The organism is Campylobacter sp. 2018MI13 (assembly GCF_018501135.1).
In the GTDB taxonomy this organism is placed as follows: Bacteria; Campylobacterota; Campylobacteria; order Campylobacterales; family Campylobacteraceae; genus Campylobacter_E.
Genome location: NZ_JAHCZC010000058.1, coordinates 1 through 12,021, shown reverse-complemented (window position 1 = coordinate 12,021; position 12,021 = coordinate 1). Strand labels below are relative to the sequence as shown.

Genomic DNA, 12,021 nt, shown 5'->3' with positions numbered 1-12,021 from the left:
TGTAATATTTTGTTACAGTTTGTAACATTTATTTTAAAAGTTTGATTTAAATTTATAATAAGTTATATAAATATAATTAAAATAGCGGCTTTAAATTATTTTAAGGAGTAATAATGAAAAAATGGAGCGAATTTGACAATCGTTGGATGTTTTCATTGTTTGGCACTGCTGTTGGTGCTGGAATTTTATTCTTACCTATTCGTGCAGGAACTGGTGGCTTTTGGCCTATTGTTTTAATGTGTGTATTAATTTTCCCAATGACTTATTTATCACATTTATTCTTATCATATTTTGTAGGCTCTACTAAAGGTGGAGATATTACTGATGCTGTGAATAAATATTTTGGTAAAGAAGTAGGAATTGTGATTACATTTTTATACTTTTTTGCAATTTATCCTATTTGTCTTGCTTATGGGGTTGGTATTACAAATACTATAAGCTCATTTATGGTAAATCAATTAGGCTTAGCCGAGCCAAATCGCTTAATCTTGGCTATTGTTTTAATTACAATTATGATGGCTGTAATGTTTACTAATGAAACTTTAGTTACTAAAGTTTGTGAATGGCTTGTTTATCCATTATGCTTAATACTATTTTTATTTTCACTTTATTTAATTCCACATTGGAAATTAGAAGTTTTAGGTGAAGTTCCAAGTGCAAAGGAATTTATTAGCACAATATGGCTTACTTTACCTGTATTAGTATTTAGCTTTAATCACTCTCCTGCGATTTCAACTTTTAGCCTAAATACATATAATGAGTATAAAGAAAACTCGGACGCAAAAAGAAAGCAAATATTATTTAATAACGCTACGCTTTTATTAGTATTTGTTATGTTTTTTGTATTTTCTTGTATTTTATGTCTTGATAAAAATGAGTTTGCTATTGCAAGAGATGCAAATATTCCAATCCTTAGCTATTTTGCTAATAAATTTGATGGAAATATTATAAGTTATGGTGCTCCTGCTGTTGCATTTTTGGCAATTTTAACTAGCTTTTTTGGACACTATTTTGGTGCTAGAGAAGGCTTAAATGGACTTATTAAAAAAGTAAGCGGAAAAGCTGTTAGTAAAAATAATGCCTTTACAACTATATTTATGTATGTAACTATGATAATAGTAGCTTTTTATAACCCTAGTATTTTAGGATTTATAGAAGATTTAGGCGGTCCTATTATTGCTGTAATATTATTTTTAATGCCTGTATATGCTATATATAAAATCCCAGAGCTAAGAGTTTATAAAAATGGTGCGGCTTGTTATTTCGTAGCTATTATGGGAATTATCACAATTACAAGTGTAATTTATAAGATGAACTTATGAGTAACTTAAGTATTTTTAAAATCGGCATTGGTCCATCAAGTTCGCACACAGTTGGACCTTTTGTTGCGGGAAATGAGTTTTTAAAAGGTTTAAATTTAAAAGAAATTACTAGGATAAAAGTTACTTTATTTGGCTCTTTATCACTTACAGGTAAAGGACATTTAAGCGATATTGCTGTGGTTTTAGGTCTTAGTGGCTTAAATGTAAAAACAATAAGCCCAGAACAAAAACAAGTTGTATTATTAAGATTAAACGAAAGAAAGCTTTTATTAGGAAATGAATTTGAAATAGATTTTGATGAAAATAGCGATATTATTTTTTCTAAAGAATTTAAAAGCTATCACGAAAATGCTTTAACGATTGAAGCGTTTTCAAATAATACTTGTGTTAAATCTAAGACTTATTATTCAGTTGGTGGTGGCTTTATTAAAAGTGAAGATGAGATTAGTAAAACTAATCAAACTAATCAAGAAAAAAATTATGATTATTCTTTTGATAGTGCGACGGAGCTTTTGTGGTTATGTAATAAATACAATAAAAACATAGCCGAAATTGCAATGCTTTATGAACTTAATTTTAATAGCGAAGAATATATAAATAATTATTGCAAAGAGATTTATGAAGCAATGCAAGATAGTTTTAAAGCAGGTGCTAATTCAAATGAACTAATCCTACCAGGACCAATCAAGCTTAAAAGAAGAGCTCCTGCATTAGCCAAAAAATTAATGCTTTTAGATGATAAGAATTTAAATCGTAAGGGTGATTTGGATTTTATAGATTATTTTAGCCTTTATGCTATGAGTGTTTCAGAAGAAAACGCAGCGGGTAATCGTGTAGTAACTGCTCCAACCAATGGAGCTTGTGCGGTAGTTCCTGCTGTGCTTTTATATTTAAAAGAGCATGTAAAAAGTATGAGTGAAAAGGACATTAGAGACTTTTTATTAGTATCAATGGCGATAGGTTCATTGTTTAAGAAAAACGCAAGTATAAGTGGAGCTGAAGCTGGTTGTCAAGCAGAAATTGGCTCAGCTTCTTCAATGGCAGCTGCTTCATTTGCCTTTAGTATGGGGGCAAGTCCGATTGATTGTTGCTCTGCTGCTGAAATTGCAATGGAGCATCATTTAGGGCTAACTTGTGATCCTGTTGCAGGACTTGTTCAAATTCCTTGCATTGAGCGTAATGTATTCGGAGCTATAAAGGCTGTAAGTGCAGCTAAAATGGCTATGGATAGAGAGAGTGCTCCTAGCGTTGGGCTTGATGAGGTTATTAAAACTATGTATGAAACAGGTAAAGATATGGATACAAGATATAAAGAAACTAGCCTTGCAGGTCTAGCTACAAATTACAAGAAATTTTGCTAAAAAAGGGCTTTATGCCCTTTTTACAATCTGTAATTTATTATTTTTTGTTAATATTAAAAATCACATCAAAATAATGGAACTTTAATGCAAAATATAAGAAATTTTTCAATAATAGCACATATAGACCATGGTAAAAGCACTTTAGCAGATTGTTTAATCACAACTTGCAATGCTATAGAGCAACGCAAAATGAGTAAGCAAGTAATGGATACTATGGATATAGAAAAAGAGCGTGGAATTACTATAAAAGCTCAATCAGTTAGATTAAATTATACTTATAATAAGGAAAATTATATTTTAAATCTTATTGACACCCCAGGTCATGTGGATTTTTCGTATGAAGTTAGTAGAAGTTTAGCAAGTTGCGAAGGGGCATTATTAGTAGTTGATGCTTCACAAGGCGTTCAAGCACAAACAATTGCGAATGTTTATATGGCAATTGAGCATGATTTAGAAATAATTCCTGTAATTAATAAAATTGACCTACCCGCAGCAAATCCTGCAAAAGTAAAGGCTGAAATTGAGCATATAATAGGAATTGATTGTTCTAATGCAATAGAAGTTAGTGCAAAAGCTGGGATAGGAATTGCTGAATTATTACAAGCAATTTGTGAGAGAATTCCTGCACCAAAAAGTAATCAAAATAAGCTAAAAGCATTAATTTATGATAGCTGGTTTGATAGCTATTTAGGGGCTTTAGCTTTAGTTAGAGTAAGGGATGGAGAGATTAATAAAAACGATGAAATATATTTAATGCACGAAGGCGTAAAGCATAATGTATTAGATTTACGCTATCCACACCCACTAAATCCAATGCCAACAAATACAATTAAAGCAGGAGAAGTTGGTATCGTTGTATTAGGATTAAAAGACATAGCACAAATTAGCGTAGGAGATACAATAACCCTAGCAAAAGATAAAGCAACAGAGCCAATTGAAGGTTTTGCTAAAGCAAAAGCCTTTGTATTTGCAGGGATTTATCCGATTGAAACTGATAAATTTGAAGATTTAAGAGATGCTTTAGATAAATTAAAACTAAACGATAGCTCAATCTCATACGAGCCAGAAACTTCACTTGCTTTAGGTTTTGGCTTTAGGGTTGGCTTTTTAGGTTTATTACATATGGAAGTTATAAAAGAACGCTTAGAGCGTGAGTTTAATCTAGACCTAATAGCAACCGCTCCTAGTGTTACTTATGAAGTTAATTTAACCGATGGAAGCGTATTAAATATCCAAAACCCAAGCGACTTACCACCTGTAAATAAAATAGATCACATAAAAGAGCCTTATGTAAAAGCTACCATAATAACTCCTAGCGAGTTTTTAGGAAATTTAATTACTCTTTTAAATAATCGCCGTGCAATACAAACAAAAATGGATTATATAACAGAAAATAGAGTATTGCTTGAATACGATATACCTATGAATGAAATTATTATGGACTTTTATGATAAATTAAAATCACTTACTCGTGGATATGCTAGTTTTGATTATGAATTTTGTGATTATAGAGTGGGAGATTTAGTAAAGCTTGATATAAAAGTGGCAGGAGAAGCAGTTGATGCGTTAAGCATTATCGTACCAAATCAAAAGGCTTTAAGCAAAGGTAGAGATTTAGTAAAAGCTATGAAAGATATTGTGCCTAGACAATTATTTGAAGTAGCAATTCAAGCAAGTATAGGTAATAAAATCATAGCTCGTGAAAATGTAAAATCAATGGGTAAAAATGTTACTGCTAAATGCTACGGCGGGGATATTACTAGAAAAAGAAAGCTACTTGAAAAGCAAAAAGAAGGTAAAAAGCGTATGAAAGCAATAGGTAAAGTATCTTTACCACAAGAAGCATTTTTAAGTATTTTAAAGATTGATTAAAAAAGGAATTTCAAATTGAAATTCCTAAACTTTATTTAAACTATTAGCTAGGTTTAAGCAATCTTGCAAAGTAGGATAGTCTGAAACAAAGATATTTTTTACATTATATTTTTTTAATTCATTTTCAGTGCTTTTTCCTATTGCTATTATATTTTTTGGAAAAGTTTTGAAAAAATATTCATAATCACGCACTCCTGATGGTGCTAAAAATATCAATATATCTTCATTATTTATTGACTTTACAAAAGGCTTTAAATCCTTATCTAAAGGCGTATTTAATCTAGTGTTACTATATGCTATTACAGACCTTAGGCTAATATTATTTGAATCTAAAAACTCATCTAAATCACTTATAATATTTAAAGCCCTAAAATAAACACATTTTAAATTATTTAGCAGTGGCAATATCTCGTTTTTAAATTCACTCGCGTGAGCTGATTTGCCTGTATAAAACACATCTAAGCCTAAACTATTTAAGTATTTCGTAGTTGCTAAACCTATACTAAAAATCTTTTTATTTTTTAGATTAATATTATTTAATACACAAGATTTAACGGCATTTTTGCTAGTAAAAATACAAGCATCAAAATCATCATTAATGCTAAAATCATTAAAAATTATTTCATTTACAAAAATACTCTTTATATTTGTTTCGTTTTTTAAACCAACTACATAAATCATTCAAAAAACACTTCTCTTTCAAGTTTGCAAAGCAATAAAGCACAGGCTAAAGCACATTGATTTTGCTTATAAATCCTATCTCCAAGTAATTCTAATCTCTCGTGCAAAATCAAGCCTGTATCACTAATAGCACATATAAAAGCTACACCGCTTTTAACACCTAAATCATCGCTATCTCCTAAAACCCCCGTGCAAGTTATAGCGTAATTTGCCTTAGTCAATTTCAATACCCCAGTAGCCATTGCTAAAGCACAATTTTGAGAATAAACTGCTTGATTTTCTAAATAAATATCTTCTACATTTAGCCAAGCTTTTTTGCTTTTATTTGAATATGTTATAACACTACCTTCATAAACACTACTTGAGCCATTAATTTTAGTAAAATTACTAGCCAATAATCCACCAGTGCAGCTTTCTGCGAAGCTTAATTTTTTGTTATTTTCTTTTAATTTTTTAATTATATGCTCGTATAAATTATCAGCAAAAATCACTTTTTTAGGGAATAATGATTTAACGGAATTTAAAAGCCCTATTTCATCTGAATATTCATTAGTATTTACTTTGACATATAATAAATTATCAAGTAGTGAATAAATATTAAGACTTACTCCATAAGGCTTTACGCTAGTATTTAATAATATTTCAGCACTTTCTAAATCCAAATCACTTATTAAAAAATCATAACTAAGTTTTGTGTTATGCAAAATTTCAGGTAGATAAAACATACTAGCTTTTAATATATTAATCATAACCCCGTTTAAATCTATTAAAACTGAATTTTTCTTATAATCTTTAGGATTTTCTACTATAAACTCATCATCAATTAAGCTCAATTCACATTCTTTTAATGTAGCTAGGATTTTATTAATCATAGAAAAAGAATGCTCATCAGCAATTATCGTTATTAATTCATATTTTTTAACATCTATTTCTAAAAGAGTATTTAATTTAGAATCATCATCATTAAGCTTAATGATAGTATTAGCAAACAAATTCTTCTTAGCCAAACTTCTATCTACAAATTCACAAAAACTACCATTAAAACTCAAATCTTTTGTAAAATATATTAATAAATGTTTCATTTCTTATCCTTTTATTTAAAAAAGTATAGCAAAATAAGTGCATTTTAACAATCAAAAAATATTAAAGGCACATTTATGGATTATAAAGATACATTATTATTACCCAATACTACTTTTGAGATGAGAGCAAATCTTTATGAAAACGAGAAAAAAAGTTTTGAAAAATTTTCATCATTTGCATACGCACAATTAAGAGATAAAAAAGCACCTAAATTTATCCTACACGATGGCCCACCTTATGCTAACGGGCATTTACACATAGGTCATGCTTTAAATAAAATCTTAAAAGATATGATTAATAAAACTAGATATTTTCTAGCTAATAATTCAATTTCATATACTCCTGGTTGGGATTGCCATGGTTTGCCTATTGAACAACAAGTTGAAATCAAATTAAAAGATAAAAATCCAAGTATAAAAGAAATTCACGACGCTTGCACCGAACACGCAAAAGAATTCATAGGTATTCAAATGAAAGAATTTAAAGACTTAGGAATAATTGGAGATTTTGACAAGCCTTATTTGACTATGGATTTTAAATTTGAAGCAAATATTTATAAAACTCTTTTAGAAGTAGCTAAAAATGGTTTATTAATTCAAAGAAGTAAGCCAGTTTATTGGAGTTGGGCTGCTAAAAGTGCTTTAGCTGAAGCAGAAGTTGAATATGAAGATAAGGAAGATTATTCAATTTTCGTAGCATTCAAACTAAACGATGATGCAAAAGCAAAACTTAAATCTTTAGGAGCAAATGATAGTGTTTTAAACAATGCAAGAGCTGTTATTTGGACTACTACTCCTTGGACTTTACCAGCAAATAAAGCAATCGCATTAAATAAAGATGAGCTATATGTTTTAGGAGAAAATGGTCTTATCGTAGCTAAAAAAAGATTAGAAGATTTAGCAGAATTTAATATTAAACCTGTGCTTGAGTTTAAAGGAGATTTTTTAGAAAATACAAACGCATTAAATCCTTTAAACAATAATCTATCTCAATTCATAACAGGAGAGCATGTTTTAATGGATGGCGGTAGTGGTTTAGTTCATACTGCACCAGGACACGGAGAAGATGATTATTATGCTTGTTTAAGATATAACATTGAAGTAGAAATGCCTGTAGGAGATGATGGTTGTTATGATGAAAATATCAAAAGATTAGTGCCAAATAAACCTGAATTATTAGGAATGCATGTATTTAAAGCAAATGAAGTAATTATTGAATTATTGGGCGAAAGTCTTTTAAAATGCTCTAAATTTATACACTCATATCCATTTTGTTGGAGAACTCATAAACCAATAATTTATAGAGCTACTAAACAATTTTTCATAGCTATGGATAAAGAATTTTACAATGGTATGACTTTAAGAGAATTAGCTCAAAAATCACTTGATGAAGTGAGTTTTTATCCAAAAGCAGGAAGAAATAGAATAGGAACTATGATTAGCAATAGACCTGATTGGTGTATTTCAAGGCAACGCTCTTGGGGTGTGCCTTTAGCATTCTTTAATGATAAATCAGGGAATTTGATTATGGATTTTGAACTTTACGAACACCTTGCAAGTATATTTGAAAAAGAAGGCGTAAGAGTATGGTGGCAAAAAGATATTAAAGATTTATTACCAGCTAATTCAAAATATAAAGCAGATGAATTAGAAAAAGTTACTGATATTTTAGATGTTTGGTTTGATAGCGGCTCTACATTTAACGCTGTTTTAGCTAGTGGAAATTACGATATCAAAACAACTCAAGCTGATATGTATTTAGAAGGAAGCGACCAACATCGTGGGTGGTTTCAAAGCTCATTGTTATTAAGCGTTATTTTAAACAAACAAGCACCTTATAAAGCAGTTTTAACTCACGGATTTACCGTTGATGAAAAAGGTAGAAAAATGAGTAAAAGTCTAGGCAATGTAATAGCGCCAGAACAAATTGCAAAAAATTATGGCTTAGAAATCTTTAGACTTTATATAACATTATGTGATTATTCAACTGATGTTAAATTAGGTGAAAGCATATTAAAACAAACTAGCGAACAATATAGAAAAATAAGAAATACAATAAGATTTTTATTAGCAAATACTAGCGATTTAAAAGCTTATAATTATAATTTCAGTGATTTAGACAAAATGATTTTAAATAAAGCTAATAATGTGTTTGAGCTTTACAAAAAATCATTCTTAGAATATGATTTCGCTAAAGGTATGAATGCACTTTGCACATTTTTAAGTGCTGATTTAAGTGGTGTTTATCTTGATATTTGTAAGGATAGCTTGTATTGTGATGCTAAAGAAGATAGCAAAAGAACAGCGTCAATTACTGCAATGGCTTTAATACTTAAAAAATTATTAGTTTTACTAGCACCTGTATTAACTCATACTACAAATGAAGCTTGCGAACACGCAAACAAATTTATATTAGGCGATATTAAGAGTATTTTTGATTTAGAAGATTTTGATTTTGCTAGTAAAATCACACCGAGCAAAAACGATTATGAATATTTATTAAAAACTCGTGTTAAATTCTACGAGCAAATTGATATATTAAAAAAAGATAAAATAATCAAAAGCACATTAGAGCTAAATCTAGCTACTAATGATGAAGTGATATTAAATTATGAAGAAGCAGCTGATTTTTATTCATTAAGTAAAATTGAAGCTTTAAATAGTAACGAAGCTTTGGCAAGTTTTGAAATTGATAATAAAACATACAAAATCATAAAATCAAATCTATGCAAATGCCCTAGATGTTGGAAATACTTAAGCCTAAACGAAGAAAGCTTATGTCCTAGATGCGAAAGGGTGTTAAAATGAGCGAACCTGTTAGCTTAGAGCTAATAGTCGGCACTATTATAGTATTAGCTATAATTAGTGCTATTGGAGTAATTTTAGTAAATAAAGGAAAGAAATGATAACTTTAGAACAAGCATTAAAATTAAGTGATAATGAATTAATAGAATTAAAAAAAGAACTAAATAAATTAGCATTAGAAAACAAACATTTAGGAGCTTATGTAGAGCAATTAATCAATACTCCTTTAGATGATGTTGATTATCTAGGAGTGCCTGTAGCTATTAAAGATAATATTCAAGTTAAGGGCTGGAGCATTACAAATGGTTCAAAAATAATGCAAGGATATTATGCACCTTATGATGCAAGTGTGATTAACAATATGAAAAAACACAAATTCGCACCATTTGGAAGATGTAATATGGATGAGTTTGCTATGGGTAATACTACAAAAACAAGCTTTTATGGAAAGACCCTAAATCCTTTAAATAATGCTTTAGTCCCAGGTGGAAGTAGTGGTGGTAGTGCTGCTGCGGTAGGTGCAAAAATAGCTCTTGCTGCATTAGGAAGCGATACAGGTGGAAGTGTTCGCCAGCCTGCTGCATTTTGTGGTTGTGTAGGTTTTAAGCCAAGTTATGGAAGAGTTAGCAGATATGGACTTGCTAGTTATTCAAGTAGTTTAGACCAAATAGGAGTATTAACTCAAAATGTAAAAGACGCTAGTATTTTATACGATGCGATTGCAGGTCATTGTGAGTTTGATAGCACTAGTGCTGATATTCAATTTGTGCCTACATTTGATAAATTAGACGCTAATAAAAAATACAAAATCGCAATTATTAAAAATTATATAGATTCATGCTCTGATGAAATAAAAACACAAACTTATAAAGCTATAGATAAATTAAAAGCTTGTGGTCATACCATAAGTGAAGTTAGCCTTGCTGATAGTAAATACGATGTAGCTGCTTATTATATAATAGCTTGTGCTGAAGCAAGTGCTAATTTAAGCCGTTACGATGGGATTAGATATGGCAATAGAGCTAAGGAATTTAAAGATTTAAACGAGTTATATGTAAATACTAGAAGCGAAGGTTTTGGGCTTGAAGTTCAAAAAAGAATTTTATTAGGAACATTCGTGCTTTCAAGTGGTTATATTGACGCATATTATAAAAAAGCTCAATTAGTAAGAGAAATTATCACTAGAAAATACAATGAAATTTTAAGCGATAATGATTTAATACTAATGCCTGTTGCACCAAGTCTTCCAAAATCATTTGATGCGAAGACTAGTTCTGTTGAAAGCTATTTAGAAGATATTTTCACTATTTCAGTTAATCTTGCAAAGCTTGCAGGTATTAGCGTGCCTGTTGCTAAAACTGAAGATAATTTAAATGTGAGCGTTCAATTAGTAGCAAAAAGATTTGATGAGCAAAACTTATTAAATGCAGCATTAAGTTTGGAAAACGCTGTTAAATAACCTACCCTATTCTATTTTAAATTCTAAGAATTTAAAATAGATTTTAATCACTTTTAGCACTTCACTTAATATTTATATTATGTAATTTTTACACTTTCTATCTTTTTTATCGTAAGTTAACTATCTAAATAGTGGTTAAATTGTAAATTAATAAAGTTTTTTGATATTTTTATTTAAGTAAATGCTATGATATGAAAAATAAAGGAATTTGAATGCTTAAAATTTGGAATGTTACTATTTTTAGTTGTGGTTTTAATTTAAGACATTGATTGTGCTATATAGCACCATATAAATTTATTAAAAAAAGGTTAGATGATATGCAAAGAGATTACGATAAAGAGCCGGTAATTATCAAGGATATTAATACATTTTTTGATTTTTTACCTGCTTTTGTTTGTATGATAATAAGTTATATTGCGTATTTTCTAACAGATAATCCTAGCTCTTCACTTCATAGAAATGTTTTTATAATTATGCCATTTTTAGCACTACCTTACATAAGACCTTTTATAAAGTGTAAAAGAGAAATCATAATTACTAAAAATACCATTAATTATCTAAATAATGGCGAAGTGTTAGAAAGTATTGATTTAAATAAGCCTTTTAAGATATATAAAAGCTTTTCGGTAGTTCATCACAAATCACAAAAACCCCATGAAGTAATTCAAATTTTATGGATTTTTTTACTACCTGCTACTATCTTACAATACTTTATAAATTTTATTCTTAAATTATTTTATTACATATTTACGCTTAAACTAAAATACTATAAGGTAATGGATTCGGTAATTTTATTGCAAGATGAAAAGATTATAAATATATTAAGCATTGAAAAATATCACGAGCTTGAAAAGTATTTTAAAGATAATCATAATATCAATATAAAAGAGCTTAAAATTTATTTTGATAAATATGGTTATATTTATGAAAAAATTGATAGTTAAGGAGTTAATGATGACAAAAGAAGAATATTTGAATTGTATGGATAATTTTAAAAATATCTAGACTGCAATGTATGATGTTGGAGATAAGTATTTAAAAGATAAGTATGGAAAAATAGTTTTGTAATCTTCCTATGAAAAATATTTAAGGTATGGTATGAAAAAAACATTAGAATTCTTAAAAATACTTTTTAAGATTTTTATAATAATTGAAATAATGATTGCTATTGGCTCAGTTTTAGCAGGTGTAATTTTTAGCATTGGCTCAGATGTAAATGTAATTTATTCAATTCTTTTTTGCTTTTTAGCGATTAATAGTTTGTTTTTTGGTTTTACAGGTCAAATAATAATTTTATTTTATAAAGGACTTATACTTTATCCACTAATATATCTTAAAGTTTTTATAATTATATTTTTTATAATATTTTTCTTTAAATTAAGAAAAAAAATTAATAACAAACTTGCTCTTACTTATAGCATAATTCCTATGATAATAAT

General features: G+C 29.0%; 9 protein-coding genes. 7 read left to right on the top strand and 2 right to left on the bottom strand.

Features of this window, described 5'->3' with window-relative positions:
- Positions 1–113: 113 nt before the first annotated feature.
- The 3 genes from KJQ99_RS06815 to lepA all read left to right on the top strand — a co-directional run bounded on the left by KJQ99_RS06815 (position 114) and on the right by lepA (position 4,555).
- Complete coding sequence (locus tag KJQ99_RS06815; RefSeq protein WP_214150350.1) at positions 114–1,322, top strand: aromatic amino acid transport family protein; 1,209 nt, start codon at positions 114–116, stop codon at positions 1,320–1,322.
- Entirely contained in the window at positions 1,319–2,683 is a 1,365-nt protein-coding gene (locus KJQ99_RS06810) for an L-serine ammonia-lyase (protein ID WP_214117701.1), read from the top strand. Before KJQ99_RS06815 ends, KJQ99_RS06810 begins: the two co-directional genes overlap by 4 nt.
- Positions 2,684–2,767: 84 nt before the next feature.
- Complete coding sequence (gene lepA, locus KJQ99_RS06805) at positions 2,768–4,555, top strand: translation elongation factor 4 (RefSeq protein ID WP_214117702.1); 1,788 nt, start codon at positions 2,768–2,770, stop codon at positions 4,553–4,555.
- 24 nt (positions 4,556–4,579) lie between these two features.
- On the opposite strand, the gene KJQ99_RS06800 is transcribed toward lepA, so the two are convergent.
- Entirely contained in the window at positions 4,580–5,236 is a 657-nt protein-coding gene (locus KJQ99_RS06800) for a uroporphyrinogen-III synthase (protein ID WP_214150349.1), read from the bottom strand.
- Positions 5,233–6,318, bottom strand: coding sequence for a CinA family protein (locus KJQ99_RS06795; protein WP_214150348.1), 1,086 nt, complete (start codon positions 6,316–6,318; stop codon positions 5,233–5,235). The genes KJQ99_RS06800 and KJQ99_RS06795 overlap by 4 nt, the downstream gene beginning before the upstream one ends.
- Before the next feature lie 75 nt (positions 6,319–6,393).
- Between KJQ99_RS06795 and ileS the strand changes: the two genes are divergently transcribed.
- From ileS to KJQ99_RS06775, 4 genes are all read left to right on the top strand, one after another.
- A complete protein-coding gene (gene ileS, locus KJQ99_RS06790; RefSeq protein WP_214150347.1) occupies positions 6,394–9,126 on the top strand; it encodes an isoleucine--tRNA ligase in 2,733 nt (910 codons plus the stop codon).
- A gap of 94 nt (positions 9,127–9,220) precedes the next feature.
- Complete coding sequence (gene gatA, locus KJQ99_RS06785; RefSeq protein ID WP_214120091.1) at positions 9,221–10,582, top strand: Asp-tRNA(Asn)/Glu-tRNA(Gln) amidotransferase subunit GatA; 1,362 nt, start codon at positions 9,221–9,223, stop codon at positions 10,580–10,582.
- A gap of 317 nt (positions 10,583–10,899) precedes the next feature.
- Positions 10,900–11,526 (top strand): hypothetical protein, encoded by a 627-nt coding sequence (locus KJQ99_RS06780; protein ID WP_214150346.1) that lies wholly within the window; start codon positions 10,900–10,902, stop codon positions 11,524–11,526.
- A 154-nt stretch (positions 11,527–11,680) separates the two neighbouring features.
- Positions 11,681–12,021: hypothetical protein (locus tag KJQ99_RS06775; RefSeq protein WP_214150345.1), on the top strand; the 341-nt coding region annotated here is incomplete at its 3' end.

Bases quoted from the DNA above. Each gene is read 5' to 3' on its own strand.
- KJQ99_RS06800 (WP_214150349.1), bottom strand. From the start codon at position 5,236: ATGATTTATGTAGTTGGTTTAAAAAACGAAACAAATATAAAGAGTATT.
- gatA (WP_214120091.1), top strand. From the start codon at position 9,221: ATGATAACTTTAGAACAAGCATTAAAATTAAGTGATAATGAATTAATA.
- KJQ99_RS06795 (WP_214150348.1), bottom strand. From the start codon at position 6,318: ATGAAACATTTATTAATATATTTTACAAAAGATTTGAGTTTTAATGGT.
- lepA (WP_214117702.1), top strand. From the start codon at position 2,768: ATGCAAAATATAAGAAATTTTTCAATAATAGCACATATAGACCATGGT.
- KJQ99_RS06810 (WP_214117701.1), top strand. From the start codon at position 1,319: ATGAGTAACTTAAGTATTTTTAAAATCGGCATTGGTCCATCAAGTTCG.
- ileS (WP_214150347.1), top strand. From the start codon at position 6,394: ATGGATTATAAAGATACATTATTATTACCCAATACTACTTTTGAGATG.
- KJQ99_RS06815 (WP_214150350.1), top strand. From the start codon at position 114: ATGAAAAAATGGAGCGAATTTGACAATCGTTGGATGTTTTCATTGTTT.
- KJQ99_RS06780 (WP_214150346.1), top strand. From the start codon at position 10,900: ATGCAAAGAGATTACGATAAAGAGCCGGTAATTATCAAGGATATTAAT.